The organism is Chitinophaga sp. Cy-1792, from assembly GCF_011752935.1.
Taxonomy (GTDB): domain Bacteria; phylum Bacteroidota; class Bacteroidia; order Chitinophagales; family Chitinophagaceae; genus Chitinophaga.
The window spans coordinates 741,592-761,591 of sequence record NZ_VWWO01000001.1 but is presented as its reverse complement, the minus strand read 5'-3'; the positions used below and the strand labels follow the sequence as shown (position 1 = coordinate 761,591).

The 20,000-nt window shown below is 46.0% G+C and carries 19 protein-coding genes; 14 read left to right on the top strand and 5 right to left on the bottom strand.

Features of this window, described 5'->3' with window-relative positions:
• The first annotated feature begins 12 nt into the window (after positions 1–12).
• From F3J22_RS03170 to F3J22_RS03115, 12 genes are all read left to right on the top strand, one after another.
• Positions 13–591 carry a hypothetical protein gene (locus F3J22_RS03170; RefSeq protein ID WP_167014211.1) on the top strand — a complete coding sequence of 193 codons (579 nt, stop codon included), beginning with the start codon at positions 13–15 and terminating at the stop codon, positions 589–591.
• The gene (locus F3J22_RS03165) at positions 591–3,023 is read left to right on the top strand and encodes a heavy metal translocating P-type ATPase metal-binding domain-containing protein (RefSeq protein WP_167014209.1); all 2,433 of its coding nucleotides are present in this window, start codon (positions 591–593) and stop codon (positions 3,021–3,023) included. The genes F3J22_RS03170 and F3J22_RS03165 overlap by 1 nt, the downstream gene beginning before the upstream one ends.
• Positions 3,024–3,217: 194 nt before the next feature.
• Positions 3,218–3,376: a cbb3-type cytochrome oxidase assembly protein CcoS gene (gene ccoS, locus F3J22_RS03160; protein ID WP_167014207.1), complete on the top strand. Its 159-nt coding sequence runs from the start codon at positions 3,218–3,220 to the stop codon at positions 3,374–3,376.
• Between the two features lie 32 nt (positions 3,377–3,408).
• The gene (gene ccoN / locus F3J22_RS03155) at positions 3,409–5,559 is read left to right on the top strand and encodes a cytochrome-c oxidase, cbb3-type subunit I (RefSeq protein WP_167014205.1); all 2,151 of its coding nucleotides are present in this window, start codon (positions 3,409–3,411) and stop codon (positions 5,557–5,559) included.
• A gap of 11 nt (positions 5,560–5,570) precedes the next feature.
• On the top strand, positions 5,571–5,741 hold the full coding sequence (locus tag F3J22_RS03150) for a CcoQ/FixQ family Cbb3-type cytochrome c oxidase assembly chaperone (protein WP_167014203.1): 171 nt from the start codon (positions 5,571–5,573) through the stop codon (positions 5,739–5,741).
• Between the two features lie 7 nt (positions 5,742–5,748).
• Positions 5,749–6,813: a cbb3-type cytochrome c oxidase N-terminal domain-containing protein gene (locus F3J22_RS03145; RefSeq protein WP_167014201.1), complete on the top strand. Its 1,065-nt coding sequence runs from the start codon at positions 5,749–5,751 to the stop codon at positions 6,811–6,813.
• Between the two features lie 3 nt (positions 6,814–6,816).
• Entirely contained in the window at positions 6,817–8,208 is a 1,392-nt protein-coding gene (gene ccoG / locus F3J22_RS03140; RefSeq protein ID WP_167014199.1) for a cytochrome c oxidase accessory protein CcoG, read from the top strand.
• Positions 8,209–8,236: 28 nt separating this feature from the next.
• On the top strand, positions 8,237–8,674 hold the full coding sequence (locus F3J22_RS03135) for a FixH family protein (protein ID WP_167014197.1): 438 nt from the start codon (positions 8,237–8,239) through the stop codon (positions 8,672–8,674).
• A 6-nt stretch (positions 8,675–8,680) separates the two neighbouring features.
• Positions 8,681–9,391, top strand: coding sequence for a sulfite exporter TauE/SafE family protein (locus F3J22_RS03130; protein ID WP_167014195.1), 711 nt, complete (start codon positions 8,681–8,683; stop codon positions 9,389–9,391).
• A 5-nt stretch (positions 9,392–9,396) separates the two neighbouring features.
• Complete coding sequence (hemN, locus tag F3J22_RS03125) at positions 9,397–10,755, top strand: oxygen-independent coproporphyrinogen III oxidase (protein ID WP_167014193.1); 1,359 nt, start codon at positions 9,397–9,399, stop codon at positions 10,753–10,755.
• A gap of 495 nt (positions 10,756–11,250) precedes the next feature.
• Positions 11,251–12,198 carry a UDP-3-O-(3-hydroxymyristoyl)glucosamine N-acyltransferase gene (locus F3J22_RS03120; RefSeq protein WP_167014191.1) on the top strand — a complete coding sequence of 316 codons (948 nt, stop codon included), beginning with the start codon at positions 11,251–11,253 and terminating at the stop codon, positions 12,196–12,198.
• Between the two features lie 87 nt (positions 12,199–12,285).
• Positions 12,286–12,963 (top strand): hypothetical protein, encoded by a 678-nt coding sequence (locus F3J22_RS03115; protein WP_167014189.1) that lies wholly within the window; start codon positions 12,286–12,288, stop codon positions 12,961–12,963.
• Here F3J22_RS03115 and F3J22_RS03110 read toward each other — a convergent pair.
• The 3 genes from F3J22_RS03110 to pheS form a co-directional block, all read right to left on the bottom strand.
• Positions 12,949–13,935, bottom strand: a complete 987-nt coding sequence (locus F3J22_RS03110; protein ID WP_167014187.1) for an NAD-dependent epimerase/dehydratase family protein — start codon at positions 13,933–13,935, stop codon at positions 12,949–12,951. The two genes, F3J22_RS03115 and F3J22_RS03110, sit on opposite strands and share 15 nt — an antisense overlap.
• A gap of 93 nt (positions 13,936–14,028) precedes the next feature.
• A complete protein-coding gene (locus tag F3J22_RS03105; RefSeq protein ID WP_167014185.1) occupies positions 14,029–14,880 on the bottom strand; it encodes a 3-hydroxyacyl-CoA dehydrogenase family protein in 852 nt (283 codons plus the stop codon).
• 12 nt (positions 14,881–14,892) lie between these two features.
• Positions 14,893–15,921: a phenylalanine--tRNA ligase subunit alpha gene (gene pheS, locus F3J22_RS03100; RefSeq protein ID WP_167014183.1), complete on the bottom strand. Its 1,029-nt coding sequence runs from the start codon at positions 15,919–15,921 to the stop codon at positions 14,893–14,895.
• A gap of 87 nt (positions 15,922–16,008) precedes the next feature.
• On the opposite strand from pheS, the gene F3J22_RS03095 reads away from it, so the two are divergent.
• The gene (locus F3J22_RS03095) at positions 16,009–16,848 is read left to right on the top strand and encodes a sensor histidine kinase (protein WP_167014181.1); all 840 of its coding nucleotides are present in this window, start codon (positions 16,009–16,011) and stop codon (positions 16,846–16,848) included.
• 2 nt (positions 16,849–16,850) lie between these two features.
• Here the strand turns inward: F3J22_RS03095 and F3J22_RS03090 are convergent, their stop codons facing one another.
• Positions 16,851–17,534: a response regulator transcription factor gene (locus F3J22_RS03090; RefSeq protein WP_167014179.1), complete on the bottom strand. Its 684-nt coding sequence runs from the start codon at positions 17,532–17,534 to the stop codon at positions 16,851–16,853.
• 13 nt (positions 17,535–17,547) lie between these two features.
• Positions 17,548–19,026, bottom strand: coding sequence for a sensor histidine kinase KdpD (locus F3J22_RS03085; RefSeq protein ID WP_167014177.1), 1,479 nt, complete (start codon positions 19,024–19,026; stop codon positions 17,548–17,550).
• Positions 19,027–19,166: 140 nt separating this feature from the next.
• Between F3J22_RS03085 and F3J22_RS30375 the strand changes: the two genes are divergently transcribed.
• A complete protein-coding gene (locus F3J22_RS30375; protein ID WP_205195138.1) occupies positions 19,167–19,958 on the top strand; it encodes a GLPGLI family protein in 792 nt (263 codons plus the stop codon).
• Positions 19,959–20,000: the final 42 nt, after the last annotated feature.

The following is a 20,000-nucleotide window of genomic DNA, read 5'->3' as shown; positions in this document are numbered from 1 at the left end:
GGTATTTTTGCTATGATCAAAAATTCACCGGAACTGATGCATGCATTTGCTATTATAAATTTTCATGAACTTACCCCTTCTGCCTTGTGTGAGGTGATGAAACATAAATTCCATCACGCCATTGAACATACGGCTGACCAGGTGGTCAGCTACTTCACCCTGGAGCTCCAGGACGATACCACCGTTCCTGCTGTTGCCGATATACAACACCTGCTATTTGCCCGTTTACACGCCGAAATTATCCAAACCATCCGCAAAGAGGACACCATCCTCTATCCGGTGATAAAGAGCCAGGAGCCACAGTCGCCCCCCATTAAATGCATACAGCACGGCACCTACACCACCATCCGTAACTCTTTCCAGAAGATTACCCTGTTATTGCAAAAAATCAGACAGGTATCCGGCAACTACCAGATACAAACCAACTGGAGCAGTGCCTATAAGCTCTGCATCAATGACCTCTATATCACGGAACAGTTAGTAATGCAATGGATATATGTAGCACAGAACATCCTGTACCCATCTGTTACCAAACCCGGCACCATCGTCATTGATCAGAACGATTTTAATAACGCAACAAGTATCGACTAATGGCCCAGATTCATACCAACACCCAGACAACCTGCTACCACTGCGGGGAAGACTGCCAGGAAACCAATATTACCCTGGCAGGTAAACCTTTCTGCTGTGAAGGCTGCAAACTTGTTTATGAAATCCTTAACCAGAACAATCTCTGTGAATATTATGACCTGAATAATAAGCCAGGCATCAATCAGCGCATGCAGGTAAGGAAAGATAAGTTTGCATTTCTGGAAGATGATGGTATACAGCAACACCTGGTTCAATATAAAGATGAATCACAAACACATGTCTCTTTCTATCTACCTCAGATACACTGCAGTTCCTGCCTCTGGCTACTGGAAAACCTGCACAAACTGAATGAAGGTGTACTTCGTGTAACCGTTAACTTTAGTCGGAAAACCGCACATATCATCTACCTGCATAAAATTACTACGCTGAGGAGTATAGCCGAAACGCTTACCGGCATAGGATATGAGCCATATATCAGTCTGAATGATATTCAAAAAGAACAAAAACCCCGTGTCAACCGTCAGTTGATTTATCAATTGGGTGTAGCAGGATTTTGCTTCGGTAATATTATGCTGCTCAGCTTCCCGGAATATTTTTCCGGTTCGGCTCATAACACCTCTGCCATGAATACCATGTTCCAGTACATGAACCTGGTACTGGCGCTGCCGGTATTCTTTTATAGTGCACAAGCTTTTTATAAATCTGCCTGGGGCGGGCTTAAACACGGCTTTCTCAACATCGACGTTCCTATTGTGCTGGCTATCTTCGTAACATTTATCAGAAGTCTGGCAGAGGTAGCAGCAGGGCATTCCGGTTATTTCGACTCTATGACCGGCATTGTGTTCTTTATGCTTATTGGCAGAGTATTACAGGAAAAAACTTACCAGGGACTTTCCTTCGACCGAGACTATACGTCCTATTTTCCCATAGCCGTCCACGTTATAAAGGACGGCAAAGAGGTGCCTACCTCCCTGCCGGAAATCAAAGTAAACGATACCCTGTTGATTCATCATCAGGAGCTCATTCCGGCTGATGGCATCATATCACGCGGAAAGGCGCTGATAGACTACAGTTTTGTAACCGGGGAATCTGCCCCGGTTCAAAAAACTGTAGGAGAAATCGTGTATGCCGGCGGACGCCAGCTGGAAGGAAACATCGAAATACTGACCATTAAAGAGGTGGCACAGAGTTATCTGACCAGCCTCTGGAACAGGGATACCTTTAAGGAGCCGGACGAAAAACATGTCTCCTTTGTACACCTGCTCAGTCGATACTTCACATGGGTGGTATTATTGATTGCTGTTTCTACATCCGCTTACTGGGCGGCCACAGATCCGGCTAAAATATGGCCTGCGGTTACCGCCATACTGATTATCGCCTGTCCATGTGCATTATTGCTGGCATCTTCCTTTACCAACGGGCATATATTACGTATCCTCAGCCGGCATAAACTATACCTCCGGAATGCACAGGCCATCGAAAATCTGGCCAACACCACTCATATTGTATTTGATAAAACAGGCACCCTTACCAGTAAATCAGGTGCGGAGGTAAGATATTTCGGTACCCAGCTGACGCCGCTGCAGGAAATGATGATCAGTAGCATGGCGGCGCAGTCTACACACCCGCTGAGCAAGGCTATCAGAAATTATTGCAGTACCACCAGCGCCTATACTATCCGCGATTTTCAGGAATTTACAGGAAGAGGTATTTGCGGTTGGGCCAACGATACCTTTATACGTATGGGTAGCGCGGAGTTTACCGGCATTCACAATAAAGAGGAGCAGGATGGAAGCGTTGTATTTGTAGCCATCAATGAAAAGCCGGTGGGGTTATTTACCATCAGGAACAGCTACAGGCCAGGCATTCGTAATATGTTGGAAAAGATCAGGAATTATTTTGATTTATCTGTTTTATCGGGAGATAATACGAGAGAGGCCGCCAGTCTGAGATTGCTGATGGGCGCCTCTGCTACGCTTAAATTTGAGCAGCAGCCGGCAGATAAATTAGAATACATCATCGGCCTTCAAAAGAAAGGCGCAAAAGTATTAATGATAGGAGACGGCCTCAATGATGCAGGTGCGCTGAAACAAAGTGATACGGGCATTTCCGTGGCAGAAAGCACCAATAACTTCACACCCGCCAGCGATGGCATAATAGAAGCTCAACAACTGCATCTGCTCCCTCATTTTATTCAGCTATGCCGTGCCAACAGGAAGATCGTTATTTTCAGTTTTATCATCTCCTTACTATATAATATAACAGGACTGTATTTTGCTGTGCAGGGAATTCTTTCTCCGCTGGTGGCCGCTATTCTGATGCCGGCAAGTTCTATCAGCATCATTATCCTCACTTTCAGCATGAGTGAACTGTATGGCAGAAGACTTGCTGCCAAAGCCTTTTCAGGCATTACTGACAAAAATCATGTTTGAGATTGAGCATTATCATAGTACCCCGATTGTATTGGATCTACCTTTGATACCGACACGAAAAATTACATAGTCAAAACCTCAAAGCGCTAGTATTAATGCCCGTAGTTGAAATGGGCCCCGCAAATTGACCGTTTGCGGGGCAACGGGTAACTCTTGCCGCTGCGATCGTACCTGAAAACTAATTAATTGTAGCTATGGGCGTCATCATACTATTACTGGGAGCGAGTTTGGCCGTTGCACTCGGATTTCTTGCCGCGTTTATCTGGTCTGTGAAACACGGACAATTTGAAGATGATTTTTCTCCCGCACACCGTATTCTTTTCGACGAGAAGAAGTATAACGGTAATGATTAAACGTAATTCCGCATTTCAATCCATCAATACTTATGTCACTCGAAAAATTCTACTACGACAACCGAACGGTTAAACTGTTTGCCTACGCCTGTGTGTTCTGGGGGCTGATAGGAATGTTGGCCGGTTTATGGGCCGCCACTTCGCTGGTTATCCCGGATCTTAACCTGGGATTTGCGCCTACTACTTTTGGCCGTATGAGACCAGTGCACACCAATGCTGTCATCTTCGCATTTGTTGGTAACGGTATCTTCATGGGTGTTTATTATTCATTACAACGCCTCTGTAAGGCCAGGATGTTCAGCGACGTACTGAGCAAAATCCACTTCTGGGGCTGGCAGGCCATCATTGCAGGTGGTGCCCTGACGCTGTTCCTCGGTTATACTACCGGTAAAGAATATGCCGAGCTGGAATGGCCTTTCGATATCGCCATTACCCTTATCTGGCTTGTATTTGGTGCCAATATGCTGGGTACGATCCTGAAGCGGAGAGAGGCACACCTGTACGTAGCCATCTGGTTCTATATCGGAACATGGGTGGCCATTGCCATGCTTCATATTATTAACTCTTTCGAATATCCGCTGGCATTCTTTAAAAGCTATTCCTGGTATGCAGGGGTACAGGATGCACTGGTACAGTGGTGGTATGGTCATAATGCGGTTGCATTCTTCCTGACAACCCCATACCTCGGCCTGATGTACTACTTCGTACCAAAAGCAGCCAACAGACCTGTCTATTCTTACCGTTGGTCTATCATTCACTTCTGGTCACTTATATTCATTTATATCTGGGCCGGTCCTCACCATCTGCTGTACACCGCATTACCTGAGTGGGCACAATCACTCGGTACCGTGTTCTCCATTATGCTGATCGCTCCATCCTGGGGTGGTATGCTGAATGGCTTGCTGACACTGCGCGGCGCCTGGGATAAAGTAAGAGAAGATGCCATCCTGAAATTCTTTGTGGTAGCGCTTACCTGCTATGGTATGGCTACTTTCGAAGGCCCGATGCTGTCGCTCAAAAATGTGAATGCTATCAGCCACTATACCGACTGGACCATTGCACACGTACACGTTGGTGCACTGGGATGGAACGGATTCCTGACCTTCGGTATACTCTACTGGCTCATTCCAAGGATTTTCTCTACACAATTATATAGCCGCAAATGGGCTAATACCCATTTCTGGATCGGTACGCTGGGTATCATATTTTATGTTATTCCGCTGTACTGGGCTGCCTTCACACAAAGCATGATGTGGAAACAGTTTACAGAAGAAGGCACCCTCAAATATCAGTTCCTGGAAACAGTTACCGCTATCTTACCAATGTATGCACTGCGTGCTGTAGGTGGATTACTGTATGTTTCCGGCCTGGTGCTGATGATCGTGAACCTGACCAAAACCATACGCCGTGGCTCTTTTGTGGCCAATGAAGCTGCTGAAGCAGCACCATTGCCGAAAGTAATTACTACGCATGGTAAATCTCACTGGCACAACTGGATCGAGCGTCGTCCTATTCAGCTGGTGGTATTCAGTCTGGTGGTGGTAGGTGTAGGTGGCTTGCTGGAAATGGTGCCAACCTTCCTTGTAAAAAGTAATATTCCAACTATCAGCAGTGTAAAACCATATACACCATTGGAGTTACATGGTAGAGATATTTATCTGAGAGAAGGATGTTATACCTGTCACTCACAAATGATACGTCCGTTCCGTGATGAAGTAGCCCGTTATGGCGAATACTCCAAAGCCGGCGAATTTGTTTACGATCATCCATTCCAGTGGGGTAGTAAACGTACTGGTCCTGATCTGGCGCGCATAGGTGGTAAATACCCGGATTCATGGCACTTCAATCACATGCTGGACCCTACTTCTATGTCACCGGGTTCTATCATGCCACAGTATCCATGGTTATTTGAAGACAGGATTGATAAAAGCAGAACACCAGCCATGATCAATGTGATGCGCAAGCTGGGGGTTCCATACCCTGCGGGTTATGAAACCAGGGCAAATGATGAGCTGGAAAAACAGGCAACAGCAATTGTGGAGAATCTTCATAAGGACAAACTCCCTGTTGGTAAAGACCGTGAGATTGTAGCGCTGATCGCTTATCTGCAACGACTCGGAAAAGATATCAAAGCGGAGCCTAAACCAGTACCAGCTGAAGCAACAGCCAGTACAGACTACTAAATCCAATTATCATGAAGTTCATCAATTATCTGCAATCAATCGCTGGTATCAGCATATATCCAATGATCACGCTGGTACTGTTTGTTCTGTTCTTTATCGGGGCTGCATATCTCGCATTCAGTGCCGACAAACGGATGATGGAGCATGTAAGTCGTATGCCACTCGATAAAGAAGAAAATTAAAATACTTATGAATCTCAGACAACTAATCATATTAACAGCAGGTACGTTACTCAGCGTACCTGCCTTCGCCGAAGGGAAGCCACAGCCTACGGAGCTATCAGACCCTGTGGCGCTGGTATTGCTGACAGTATGCGGTGGCCTGCTGATCGCCATTGCCATACTGGGCAACGCAGTAATGGGAGCCATGGATATATTTAGAGAGAGGATGAAGAAAGATGCCGGGAAGGCAGTTATTACCACTGGAATCATCTTGCTGGGGGTGCTGAGCGCAAGCAATGCATCTGCTTCAGATGCGCTGGTAGAAACTGCCACTAACGGCATCTTATCTAAAACATCACTCTGGGTATTGGTTACTGTTATACTCTTGGAAATCCTGGTAATCATAAGTCTGCTTTTTACACTGAAACACCTGGTGGGTATTCAGCGGAAGCGTAAACCAAAGAAAGTTGCCGTACCTGGTAAGCCACGTATATCCTGGATGGAAAAAATTAATAAAACCAGGACAGTGGATGAAGCATCTGAGGCGGAAGAAGATATGGGACACGAGTATGATGGTATACGTGAGCTGAATAACCCCACCCCACCATGGTGGAAATGGGGCTTCTACTTCAGTATTTTCTTTGGCGTCGTGTACCTGTGGCGTGGTTATGTTTCTGAAACTGCTCCTACGCAACTGCAGGAACTCGCCATGGCAGAAGAAAAAGCTGCCGCCGCTAAAGCAGAATACATGAAAAACGCTGCCAATAATGTAGATGAGAATTCCGTAAAACAACTCACCGCTACAGATGAGCTGGAAGCAGGGCAGAAACTGTTTATCAGCAACTGCGCCCCATGCCACGGCCCGCAGGGACAAGGCGTTGTAGGTCCCAACCTGACAGATGACTTCTGGCTGCATGGCGGAAAAATCAATGACGTCTTCAAAACTATTAAATACGGTGTACCGGAAAAAGGAATGAAATCATGGCAGGAAGACTTCTCTCCACGACAGATCGCCTTGCTTGCAAGTTATATCAAGTCGATCCATGGTACCAATCCTCCAAATCCGAAAGCACCACAGGGCGATAAAGAATAAATCATGTCCGACAGTACAACATTCAGAGACAGCATAGCCACAGTTGATAAGCAAGGAAAACGCAAATGGATATTTGCGAAACAACCTGCCGGTCGTTTTTATAATATCCGTACAGTTCTCAGCATTTTCTACTTTTTTGCATTTTTCAGCCTGCCGTTTATTTCAATAAATGGCAGGCCCTTGTTTATGCTCAATGTGGTAGAAGGAAAGTTCATTCTCTTTGGCGCTATTTTCTGGCCACAGGACTTCTTCATCTTCGGGCTGGCCATGCTGGCTTTTATTCTGTTTATTGTACTCTTCACGATGGCCTTCGGCCGTTTGTTCTGCGGATGGGCCTGTCCGCAAACCATTTTTATGGAGATGTTATTCCGGCGGATAGAATACTGGATCGAAGGTGACGCCGCGCAGCAACAACTGCTCGACCGCAGGTCCTGGGATACAGATAAAATCATCCGTAAAACGGCTAAACACCTCATTTTTTACCTGATCTCTTTCATTATTGCCAACATATTTCTCGCTTATATCATCGGCGCCAAAGCACTGGAAAAGATCATCATGGAGCCGTATAGCGCCCATATGGGTGGCTTTATTGCCATAATTGTATTCTCCGGTGTTTTCTACGGCGTGTATGCCTTTATGAGAGAACAGATCTGCACCATTATCTGCCCTTACGGCCGCCTTCAGGGCGTGTTGCTGGACAAAAACAGCGTACTGGTTGCCTATGACTATAATCGGGGAGAACCTCGCGGAAAATACCGTAAAGATGAAGATCGTGCAGCGGGAGACTGCATCGATTGCCTGCAATGTGTAAGGGTTTGTCCTACGGGGATAGATATACGGAACGGAACACAACTGGAATGTGTGAACTGCACCGCCTGTATAGACGCCTGTGACTTTATGATGGAGAAAGTCGGCCGTCCCCGTGGGCTTATCCGTTACGCCTCCGAAAATAACATCGCTAAAAAAGAGAAACTCAGGTTCACGCCAAGACTTAAAATATACAGCACCATCCTGTTAGTTATCCTGGGTGCAATCGTAGGGATGTTGTCCAGCCGCAAACCTGTAACCGGCACCATTATCCGCACCGCAGGAATGTTATACCAGGAAAGAGGGACAGACAGTATTTCCAACCTCTACCGGATAAAATTAATTAACAAAACAACCGCAGGCATTCCATTGGAGCTAAAGCTGGAAGATACACCGGGCGCCATTGAAATGATCGGCAAATCATCCATTACTGTTAAAGCCGAAGGACAAGGTGAAGGCACTTTCTTTATTGTACTGCCTAAAACAGCCTTACAGGGAAGGAAGTCGAAGGTAAAGATCGGACTATATGAGAACAATGTGCTGATCAGTAGTATCACCACCACCTTTTCCGGACCAATTTCATTTTAGTTATCGTACACAACATCAACATATTATCATGAACTGGGGATATAAAATCATCATCGTTTTCACACTGTTTGCTGCCGGCATGCTGACGCTGGTCACCAAGAGCATGCGAACAAAAATTGATATGGTTACAAACGACTACTACAGCGAAGAGCTGAAGTACCAGGATATCATTGAAGGGAGAAATAATGCAGGGCGTTTATCTGCCCCCGTTAAAGTAACCCAGCCGGGAGAAGCGGTTGCGGTTAGCTTTCCTGAGGAGCTTATTGGCAGGTCATTCAAAGGAAACATTTCCTTTTATCGTCCTTCAGATTCCAACAAGGATTTTACGGTACCGATGCAGCCCGACAATACCGGTACACAGACATTTGGCCGGGATAAGTTTATCCGTGGAAACTATCGCGTAAAAATTCAGTGGGAAATGGATAACAAGCCATATTACCAGGAAGAGATTATACACATTAACTAAGCTATCATGTTTACACTGACCGCCTTTTTACTTGGATTTGCCGGCAGTTTTCACTGCGTAGGAATGTGCGGGCCTATAGCCCTCGCCTTGCCTGTGCAGCACCTGCAAGGTGCGAAGAAACTGGCAGGCATCTTCCTGTACAATGCCGGCAGGATCAGTGTATACAGCGTATTCGGATTGTTGTTTGGATGGCTGGGACAGCAGCTGTTTCTGGGTGGATTCCAGCAATGGCTGTCTGTTACCGCCGGTCTTATTTTACTGTTTTCCGTGCTGGTAAACTATGTGCTGAGTACCAGGAAATTCCGGCTCACCACACCCGGCATAATGACTACGCAGGTAAAAGCCGCTTTGGGTAAATTATTGGTACAACAACGATTCAGTACGTTATACACGATTGGAGTTTTGAATGGTTTGTTACCCTGCGGGTTAGTATACATGGGCATTACCGGCGCTGCAGCTACGGGCACAGTAGAGAAAGGAATGCTATTCATGGCAGCATTCGGCGCCGGTACCCTTCCTGCCATGGCAGGAGCCGCATGGTTCGGTCATCTCCTCAGCGCCGGTATCCGCAATAAGATGCGCAGTCTGGTGCCGGTAATGATCGCTGTAATGGCCATTTTACTCATCATGCGTGGCATGAACCTGGGCATACCTTATGTTAGCCCTGTAATCAGCCAGCATCCCGAAAAAATAATGGAGCACTGCTTTAAACCGTAAATCACATGAGCCTACTACAGAAATACAATGTGGCAGCGCCACGATATACCAGTTATCCCACCGTACCTTATTGGGATGAATCTTCTTTTGATCTGGAGAGATGGAAAAGTCTGCTGAGAAAATCTTTCCTGGAATCAAACAATACGGAAGGCATCAGCCTGTACCTTCACCTCCCATTCTGCGAAAAGCTCTGCACCTATTGCGGCTGCAATAAGCATATCACCGTCAATCACAGTGTGGAAGAACCATATATCGCCACGCTGCTCAAAGAGTGGCAGCTGTATACCACCGTTTTCGGAGAAAAGCCCCGTATCCGGGAGATACATCTCGGCGGAGGTACTCCTACCTTTTTCAGCGCAGATAACCTCCGTACATTGCTGAGTGGATTACTGGCTACCGCCACCTTACTTCCTGATGCGGCACTCAGCTTTGAAGGTCATCCGGGAAATACCACAAAGGCACACCTGGAGGTATTATATCAGCTCGGGTTCAGAAGGATAAGTTTAGGTATTCAGGACTTCGATCCTAAGGTCCAGGAGATTATCAATCGTATACAACCATTTGAAACAGTGGCAACTGTGATGCAGCAGGCAAGAGAAACCGGCTTCGATTCCGTCAACTTTGACCTGATATACGGCCTCCCGTTACAAACACATCAAAGCATAAAGGATACCATACAAAAAGTAATGGAGCTTCGCCCGGACAGGATCTCTTTTTACAGTTATGCACATGTTCCGTGGATGAAAGGAAATGGCCAGCGTAAGTATGATGAATCAGACCTGCCTAAAGATGAAGAGAAACGCAAACTTTACGAAACCGGCAAGCAGCACTTCGAAGCAGCCGGCTATACCGAAATAGGGATGGACCATTTTGCATTACCTGGAGATGAATTGCACGCTGCATTTCATGATGGCACACTGCATCGTAACTTCATGGGTTATACTGTTTTGCATACTTCATTATTAGTTGGTTTAGGCGCCTCTTCCATTGGTGATAACTGGTATGCCTACGTTCAAAACGAGAAACATACCGCCACCTACCAGGAAAAAGTAAACAGGGGAGAATTTCCGATCGTACGCGGACATATTCTCAACGAAGAAGACCTGCTTATCAGAGGACATATCCACGACCTGATGTGCCATTTTGAAACCCGCTGGCACAAGGCCGATACGCAGTGTGACGCTGTGATTGCGGGGATCGACAGGCTGCAGGAACTGGAGCGCGATGGCCTTGTAAATGTGATGCCTGACCGGGTAAAAGTAACCGCTACAGGAAGAACATTTATCAGGAATATCTGCATGGCTTTTGATGCAAGATTGTGGCGAAAACTTCCTTCTTCCCAACTTTTTAGCCAGGCAATTTAATCCTGACAATAATTGCTACCGGATAAGCCCGATTTTTTTTGTTAAAATCGGGCTAACTGGTGTCCGATATTCCCGATTTTTGAAAAAATGGAGGAGGAGAGGAGTTGGCTCCCGTAGATGATCAACTGGTAAATTTTCAGTGAAGCAAAAGGTGAAACATGAAGAGAGAAAAAAATGCATCGGCTGAAACGCTCTATTGACGCGTATTTCGAAGGCAATAAAAAAAGTCTGACCGTGTAAACAATCAGACTTTTCTATTATGTGAATGGGTTAGTAAGTACAGGGAAACAAAATTCCCTACACAATATTAAAAAGAATTTCATGACAAAAGAAAAATTTTACAAAAAATTTTATTCACACCACTAAAATAATTGTGGATAACAACAGAATGAATCTTTCTAAACGTATATGAACTTCCTTTCAGAAAATCATCATCGCACTTGTTGATTTACTACCTTTGTTCCACTTTAAACATTACTCTCTAATACAGTTCATATGAAGTTCGAAGCACCAGTTGCCGTAACGGAAATCGCATCAATGATAGGCGCAGAGCTGGTTGGCAACAGCCAGTTGATGGCCACCGGCATTAACGAAATACATAAAGTAACACCAGGAGATATCTCCTTCGTAGACTTTGAAAAATACTACTCCGCCAGCCTGAATTCTGCAGCAACCATTATCATCATCAACAAGAAAGTTGATTGCCCGGATGGTAAAGCCTTATTGGTTACCGACGATCCATTCAGCGCTTACGTAAAACTGGTAAAAAACTTCCGCCCATTTGAACCGGCAACAAAGGCAATCAGTGATACCGCACTGATTGGTGAAGGTACCATCATCCAACCTAACGTATTCATTGGCAATCATGTGCGCATTGGTCGTAACTGCCTTATTCACCCTAACGTTACCATCTACGATCATAGCGTTATTGGAGACAACGTGATCATCCAGGCAGGTACCATTATCGGTGCTGACGCTTTTTACTTCAAGAAAAGAGCTGACAGAGAAGTGATGTACGACAAACTGGAAAGTTGTGGCCGCGTCATCATCGAAGATGATGTTGAAATCGGCGCAGGCTGCACCATCGACAAAGGCGTAAGTGGAGATACCATCATCGGTAAAGGCACCAAATTCGATAATATGATCCACATCGGTCATGGTACCGTTGTTGGTAAAAACTGCCTCTTCGCAGCGCAGGTAGGTATCGGTGGTAAAGCCCTTATCGAAGACAACGTTATCCTCTGGGGTCAGGTAGGTGTATCCAAAGACCTGGTGATCGGTAAAAACGCAGTAGTGCTTGCACAGAGCGGCGTCCCCAGTTCACTCGAAGGCGGTAAGGTATACTTCGGCTACCCTGCAGAAGAAGCCCGCACCAAGAAAAAAGAACTGGCATGGATCAAACGTATTCCTGAGATGTGGGAAAAGATTAAACATCTTTCCTAAGATCATTAACAATACATTATTTTCGCAGAGGAGCAATCATCTATTCAGATGTCTGCTCCTCTCTTGTTTAACCGCTGCTATATTTTTATGAGATACTTCCTCGCAGCACTGCTGCTGTTAACAACCCAATTTGCAATTGCACAGCGTTTTCCTAAAGACAACCTGTACGATTCTGTTAACCAGTGGCATACCAACATCGACGACGGCTGGTTTACTGCAAAAACCATCACCTTCGGCGACTATTCCACCTCCTCCCGCAAAAATGGGGTCGACGAAAGTATCACCGGCGGCGCCATCACCAGCCCCGCTAAACCCTTCAGTTTTACCCTTACCGGAAAAGGAGCCAGAATACCTGTCCAGACCATGGAAGTTACCCATATCGCCTTCCTGAATAGGGATTTACCCGACTTTCTGGACAAGGCATCCGACAAGGCTACATTCTTCTATGCCCTGCTGAATGACTCCAAAAATGACCCCTTAAAACGCTGGGAATTGATATTGAAATCTCCTACCTACCTCGACCTGAACGACGACAAGCCATGTGGCATCCTCCGGACAGAAGGAGAGAGCCTCCGCATATCCGCGAATAACCGTTTCGGCATCGCCAATTCCTACGAAAATATCTGTTATGTATTCAGAGATGGGAAAAAGACCATTGCAGCCATTGTACCTGGCAAACACCCGCGTATCTGGATGAAGCCCGACGTGGACGAAAGAACATCCAACGTCATAGCTGCTGCTATGGCCGCCTTATTGCTTCGTTGAGAGATATTCCACATACGCCTTGCTGGTTTCAGCAATAGTGGTGGCCAGTGGCCGGAAGGAAAAACCTGGCAGCGACTCCAGGATCTTATCATTGGCATAATACACTTTCAGCTGTGCCGTATGCGCCGTCTCTTTGGTAATAAGCGGCGACTTACCTCCAAACAGGTGCTTTATCTTTTCTACTCGCCATACCATACCCGTCATGAACGGTGTAGCTTCCTTTACCGGCGGTTTACGCCCCATAGCTTCCGCCATGGTGGTAAAGAGTTGCTTGTAAGACCAGTTTTCAGCATTCAGGACAAATCGCTCCTCTGTTATCGGACTGTCCATTAACATCATCATGGCCTTTACCACATCCCTGACATCTACAAAACCATTCACACCACTGGTATAATATGGGAATTCTTTATAAACATTCTTGAAAAGCGCACTGGAACCTTCATCCCATTGGCCTGTACCGAGGATAATAGAAGGATTTACGATAACCGCCGGCAAACCTTCCGCGATACCTCTCCAAACCTCCATTTCCCCGTCGAATTTACTAACACTGTATTTTGAATTATTCTTGCTGGACTGCCATTCAGATGATTCGTTGATAACTGTTTCCCCTACTTTGGCTCTTCCCAGCGCTGCCACAGAACTCACATGCACCAACTTTTTCACACCTGCATCCAATGCGAGGTTCACCACGTTGGCAGTGCCTTCCACATTTACCTTACGCAAATCGTTATTACCTGGCACAAAGGAAACAACACCCGCGCAGTGATACACCTGTTCGATGCCTTCCATGACATCTTCCAGGGCACATACATCCAGGATGTCGGCCTTTACCCATTCTATCTTATGCTGAATATCCCGTAACCGCGCAGCGGGCGCTGAACGGTACAAAGCCCGCACAGGTTTTCCTGCTTCCACAAGTGAACGAATCAGATGACCACCTAAAAGTCCAGTACCACCGGTTACTAAAATCATGAGAAGAATGCTGTTTTACTTTAGCAGGCCCAAAAGTAGTTAGTTCTTTTGTATTTGAGCACTGTGCGTTACGGCCTGCTACGATATAGGAGATTATTTTTCGTACCGGTAGAAACCCAACCCGGTTTTACGACCCAGTTTTCCGTCTTTCACCCGCTGTTCCTGCAGATGATTCGGTTTGAACCTGGGTGCGTGATTAAAGGCATCGTATAACGATTGTGATACAGCCAGGTTAATATCATTCCCGATCAGGTCCATCAGGGCAAAAGGCCCCATTCTGAAGCCTGCACCTTCCATCAGCTGATCGATCGCGCTGAAGTCTGCAATGCCCTGTTCGGCAATCTTCATAGCTTCCAGGTAATAGTGGCGGGCCACCCTGTTCACGATAAAACCCGGAGAGTCTTTAACGCGTACCGGTGTTTTACCCATTTGTTCGGCCAGAATATAGATAGATTCCGCAACCTCAGGAGCGGTTTGCTTACCTGAAATTACCTCTACCAGTTTCATCGCATGTGCAGGATTAAAGAAATGCATACCCACTACACGGGCAGGGTTCACTTCAATGGCAGCAGCGATACGGGAAACAGAAAGGGAAGAAGTGTTGGTAGCGAAGATGGTATCAGGTGCATTAAATACCGCCAGCTGGTTGAAAAGCGTCGTTTTTGCTTCCGGCTTTTCAATGATGGCTTCAATGATTACATCTGCTACGCAGTCTTCTATAGTGCTGGTAAACGTCAAACGTTGCAGTATTTCATCCCTTTTTTCGGGTGTCATCCTGTTCTTTTCAACAGCCAGGGCCAGGCTCTTTTCAATCTGAGCTTTGGCCCTGTCCAGCATCGCCGGTGCGATGTCAAATAAGATAGTAGTAAATCCGCCTGTGGCTGCAACCTGTGCTATGCCGGCACCCATTGTACCGGCGCCACATACAGCGATGGTTTTAGTCATATTGGAACTGCTTTATACAGTACCCTCAAACTGCTCCAGGAAACGGGTATCGTTTTCAGAGAACAGACGAAGGTCTTTGATCTGATATTTGAGCATGGTAATACGTTCAACACCCATACCGAAGGCAAAGCCGGTATATTTCTCCGGATCGATACCACAGTTGGCCAGTACTTTCGGATGAACCATACCGCAACCCAGGATCTCTACCCATCCGGTATGTTTACATACAGAACAGCCGGTACCTCCACAGATGAAGCAGGAAATATCCATTTCTGCGCTAGGCTCTGTGAATGGGAAGTAGGATGGACGGAAGCGGATACCAGTGTTTTCACCAAACATTTCCTTCACGAAATGGTAAAGGGTTTGTTTGAGGTCAGCGAAAGATACGTTTTCGTCGATGTACAGTCCTTCTACCTGGTGGAAGAAGCAATGTGCACGTGCAGAAATAGTTTCGTTTCTGTATACACGACCCGGGCTGATGATACGGATAGGCAGCTTGCCTTCTTCCATTACACGTACCTGGGAGGAGGATGTTTGTGTCCTTAACAGCCAGTCCGGGTTCTGATTGATGAAGAAAGTATCCTGCATATCGCGGGCAGGGTGATTTTCCGGCAGGTTCAGCGCGGTGAAGTTATGCCAGTCATCTTCGATTTCAGGACCTTCCGCAATGGTAAATCCTAATCTTTCGAAGATATGTATGATTTTATTGCGCACCAGGCTGATAGGGTGACGTGTACCCAGTCTGTGTGGTGCTGCAGGTAATGTGAAGTCTGTATCTTCCTGAGGGCCGCCATCGGCTTCTTTCAGGTTGCTAAACTGCTCATAGTGTGATTCAGCCAGCTGTTTAAATTCGTTCAGGATCTGACCGAATTCTTTCTTACGGTCGTTAGGCACCTGCTTCATTTCCCCAAAAAGGGCTTTCACGATACCTTTGGTACCCAGGAATTTGATGCGGTATTGTTCCAGATCCGCTGCTGTTTCGGGCACGTAGGCCAGAATTTCCTCTTTGTAGGCTGCTATTTGCTGTACTAACTGTTCCATAAACAACAAAGATAAGTGTTTAGGACATCTTCCGCAAAGTGATAAAAACAGGGCAAAAGTTGTATATTTTCAACCGCAAATCTGTATATGTCTATTTTATTCCTGATTACTGCGCTCATCGCGCTGGTGTTACTGGTTTTGCTCCTGCGGACACAAAATTCCCTGCAGGCCGCCAAGGCCCGGCTTACTGCCGCCGAACGCCGCAACGCCTTCCTGGAAGCAGAAACCAGCCTGCTTCGCAAGCAGCTGGCAAATATGAAACTGACTACCCTCAAATCACAGATAAATCCACACTTCGTCTTTAATTGCCTCAATGGCATCCATAGCGCCATCCTTACCGGCGAAAACGACCGCGCAAAGGAATATGTTTCCGGCTTCGCCAGACTGCTGCGCATGGTACTGCTTCACGCCGGCACCAATCTGCTCTCCCTCAGGGAAGAAATGGATATGCTGGATTATTATCTCAGGTTGGAAAGACTCAGAACCAGCGAGGCTTTTAATTATTCAGTGGAAATAGATCCCGATATCAGCCCTGCTGCCATCCGCCTGCCGGGAATGCTGATACAGCCCTTTCTCGAAAATGCCATCTGGCATGGATTAATGGCCAAAGAAGGTGCTAAGCAGTTGTGTATCCGCTGGAAACAGTTGCAGGAAAATACAATATTATGTGAGGTGGAAGACAATGGCATCGGCCGCGACCTGGCTTCCCTGCGCTGCAATATCGACTTGAAATCAGGGGCTTCTCACCAGTCGAAAGGCATGGAAATTTGCCTCGAAAGAATAGAACTTTATCGCTCCACCTTCAATTCCAGGTGCTTCATAGACATCGAAGACCTGCTCAATGAAAACAAGGCACCCGTAGGCACAAGGGTGAAAATAATTTTTGAAGTAAACCCCGAAATGGAAGCAGCCATTCCTGCTGCATAAAACTAGAAAATCAGCTTATACCCAACACCGCGGATGTTGACGATCTGTACTCTGGTGTCATCTTTCAGGTACCGGCGCAACTTTGTGATGAATACATCCATGCTGCGGGCATTAAAAAAGTTATCATCTCCCCACAAGTCCAGCAAAACTGTTTTCCGCTCCATTACTTCATTTTTGTTATCGTACAGGCGGCGTAGAATCTCCGCTTCCCGGTGCGATAAAAACTCGGTAGAGCTATTACGGGTAAGGGTTTGTTTGGCATAGTTAAACATATACTGACCGATGGCCACCGCTCCTTCTTCCAGGTTACGTACCGGCTGATCATCGAAGCGCTTGAGCAATGCTTTGATTCGCACGATCAGCTCGTCCATGGAAAACGGCTTTTTCAGGTAATCATTTCCTCCCAGTTCAAACCCGCGTACAACATCTGCTGTCTGTGATTTTGCTGTCAGGAAGATGATCGGCGTGTATTTGTCCTGCTTACGAATCTCAGCAGTAACCGTAAAACCGTCCATATTCGGCATCATGATATCCAGCACCACCACATCCGGATGCTCCGTCTGGAAAAGATGTAATCCTTCTTTTCCGTCTGCGGCATACAACATGGTAAATCCGCGCATTTCCAGACTGTCTTTAACAATCTGCCCCAGCTGCCATTCGTCTTCTATCAGTAATACTTTAGCCATAATCGAGAATAGGTTATTTTTTGGAAGATATTGCTCCCGGGATAATAATGGTAAACTCACTGCCTTTATCCTGTTCACTATGAACAGAGATAGTACCACCGTGCATTTCCACGATCCGCTTCACATAGCTGAGGCCCAGTCCGAACCCTTTTACGTTATGCAGATTACCGGTAGGTACCCGGAAGAATTTATCAAAGATATCGTACTGGTAACTACGTGGGATACCAATGCCATTATCTTTTACTTTAATGATCAGCATGTCGTTGTCTGCCGATATCTGAATATAGATATTTACCGTTTCTCCTGAATATTTGATGGCATTATCTATCAGGTTGTTGATGGCATTGGCGATATGCGATTTATCTACCAGAACAGTTTCGTTTTTCAAATTGTTATCGAAGCGAATCTGTAATGGTTTGGTCGCTTTCAGCTGATGGGTGGAAAGTATGTTGTCCACCACTTCTGTAAGGTCGGTTTCTTCTCTGAATAATTCAATTTCTTCTTTCTCTTCTGCAGCGATGTGCAATACTTTTTCCACCAGGTCGGATAGGCGTTGCAATTCTTTCTTGGAGATATCCAGATAGGTTTGTGTCTTGCGCTGATCGTTCAGTGCATTGAAGTTCTGAAGGGCTTCAACAGCGGCAGACACAGTAGCAATGGGCGTTTTCAGCTCATGTGTCATGTTGTTGATAAAGTCATTCTTCACTTCCGACAGTTTCTTTTGTTTGAGGATGGTACGCAGCATGTAAATAAAGCACATGGTAGTGAGTACGAGCAGCAGCAGGGAGCTGACGAGCGTCCACAGCATCTTCTGGATAATAAACTGGAGTGGCGATTCAAATACCGCCTGTACAAAGAGATTGGTACCCGGATTAAAAGGAATTTTCCTGGTTTGGTTAGGTTCCCTTTTACGGATACTATCACGGAAACTTTCCCGTTCAAAGCCATTGAAGCTCATATGAAAAGTATCCAGTTTATATTTTGTTATGATCTGACGGCTGTTAAGCTCTGATTTAAAGGTAGAATCGAGTTTTACCAGGGCAGCGCTGTCGTTATATTTATTGGTAATCAGGTATTCAGAAATCTGCCGGGCCAGTGTATCTGCGTATATACGTGCAGGTGAGTCTGTCGGGAAGGGTTCCGGCGGGAATGGCGGCCTGTCTCTGTCGCCATCATGGTGGTGTGGTGGCGGGGTTCTGAAGGTGGGGCCATGTTTTCCGTCTCTGGGCATTCCGATTTCTTCCAGCTGGATGGCATAACCTTTCATATTCAGCTTTATCGAGTCACGGTCTTTGCTATAATATCGTATATATCTGCGTACATCAGAATACTGCTGGTTAAAAACGGCATTGCGCAAAGCATCATTAATTTCTTTATTGAATTGTTCCTCCCTGATACGGTAGGAGTTATAGAGCCAGTATGCCTGGAAAAGGAAAATTCCAAGAATACAGATACTCATCAGGGTAAGAATATTTCTGATACGTTGACGCATAATTAAGATTGATCTTCAACAAAACTATCTAATCCGCTGAAAAAGCGGTGAAATCCTTAACAATAATTAACAGTAAATAAAGGTTTTTAACGCAAAGTCACACCACGAATAGCGTTTTTTGCATATAAAACAACCATTTTATGAATCTGATTTCCCGGCTGATGTTGGCAGCAGCATTACTGCCAGTTTCTTCCACCCTTTTTGCACAATCCGGGGTGATAGATTACGAAGTAACACAACGAGTAGACAAAGAGCGTATGGCGCGTTTCGCCGGTGGCGACAATGCCCCTGATATTCCGGACGTCATTACCCTTGAACAACATTTCACCTTCAACAACGGCGTAGGTAAATTAACAACCGATCGTCCTGATTTCGCCAATGGTGGCGGGTTTGGCGGCAGAAGAGGCGGACAGAACAGTGGCGACACTTCCCGGCAGGGACGCGGCCAGGGTGGCACTGGTGGCGGATTCAGAGGTGGAATGAACGGCGGTGGACAGTTCGTAGATCTCGAACACAAGAAATACCAGCAGATCTTTACCACCCAGGGAGATGATAAAAAAACCTATTACACAGAAGAAGATTATGTAGCCGCTACAGGCGCTCAAACCAGCGACAAGACTAAGAAAATCGCAGGTTTCACCTGTAAAAAGGCCACCGTTAAGGTAAAAGACGATACTTATACCGTATGGTTCACTACCGATCTGCCTTTCAGCTATTCACCCATCAATGGATTACTGCCTGAAGGCAAAGGTGTAGTACTCGCCGCTGAGAGCAGCAACCGCTCTTTTACAGCACAGAAAGTGAGCCTCAAACCTGTAACAGATACAGATTTAGCCATCCCGGCAGATGCACAGAAAGTAAGCCAGGACCAGTTCAGGGAGATCAGAAGAACAGAAATGGAAAAATTACGTAAGCGGCAACCGCAAATGTAAAAAACCTACATAACTTACTTCTTTCTGCTACTACATCCGAAC

Coding starts and splice junctions, on each gene's coding strand:
- F3J22_RS03170 (WP_167014211.1), top strand. CDS start 13: ATGATCAAAAATTCACCGGAACTGATGCATGCATTTGCTATTATAAAT.
- F3J22_RS03165 (WP_167014209.1), top strand. CDS start 591: ATGGCCCAGATTCATACCAACACCCAGACAACCTGCTACCACTGCGGG.
- ccoS (WP_167014207.1), top strand. CDS start 3,218: ATGGGCGTCATCATACTATTACTGGGAGCGAGTTTGGCCGTTGCACTC.
- ccoN (WP_167014205.1), top strand. CDS start 3,409: ATGTCACTCGAAAAATTCTACTACGACAACCGAACGGTTAAACTGTTT.
- F3J22_RS03150 (WP_167014203.1), top strand. CDS start 5,571: ATGAAGTTCATCAATTATCTGCAATCAATCGCTGGTATCAGCATATAT.
- F3J22_RS03145 (WP_167014201.1), top strand. CDS start 5,749: ATGAATCTCAGACAACTAATCATATTAACAGCAGGTACGTTACTCAGC.
- ccoG (WP_167014199.1), top strand. CDS start 6,817: ATGTCCGACAGTACAACATTCAGAGACAGCATAGCCACAGTTGATAAG.
- F3J22_RS03135 (WP_167014197.1), top strand. CDS start 8,237: ATGAACTGGGGATATAAAATCATCATCGTTTTCACACTGTTTGCTGCC.
- F3J22_RS03130 (WP_167014195.1), top strand. CDS start 8,681: ATGTTTACACTGACCGCCTTTTTACTTGGATTTGCCGGCAGTTTTCAC.
- hemN (WP_167014193.1), top strand. CDS start 9,397: ATGAGCCTACTACAGAAATACAATGTGGCAGCGCCACGATATACCAGT.
- F3J22_RS03120 (WP_167014191.1), top strand. CDS start 11,251: ATGAAGTTCGAAGCACCAGTTGCCGTAACGGAAATCGCATCAATGATA.
- F3J22_RS03115 (WP_167014189.1), top strand. CDS start 12,286: ATGAGATACTTCCTCGCAGCACTGCTGCTGTTAACAACCCAATTTGCA.
- F3J22_RS03110 (WP_167014187.1), bottom strand. CDS start 13,935: ATGATTTTAGTAACCGGTGGTACTGGACTTTTAGGTGGTCATCTGATT.
- F3J22_RS03105 (WP_167014185.1), bottom strand. CDS start 14,880: ATGACTAAAACCATCGCTGTATGTGGCGCCGGTACAATGGGTGCCGGC.
- pheS (WP_167014183.1), bottom strand. CDS start 15,921: ATGGAACAGTTAGTACAGCAAATAGCAGCCTACAAAGAGGAAATTCTG.
- F3J22_RS03095 (WP_167014181.1), top strand. CDS start 16,009: ATGTCTATTTTATTCCTGATTACTGCGCTCATCGCGCTGGTGTTACTG.
- F3J22_RS03090 (WP_167014179.1), bottom strand. CDS start 17,534: ATGGCTAAAGTATTACTGATAGAAGACGAATGGCAGCTGGGGCAGATT.
- F3J22_RS03085 (WP_167014177.1), bottom strand. CDS start 19,026: ATGCGTCAACGTATCAGAAATATTCTTACCCTGATGAGTATCTGTATT.
- F3J22_RS30375 (WP_205195138.1), top strand. CDS start 19,167: ATGAATCTGATTTCCCGGCTGATGTTGGCAGCAGCATTACTGCCAGTT.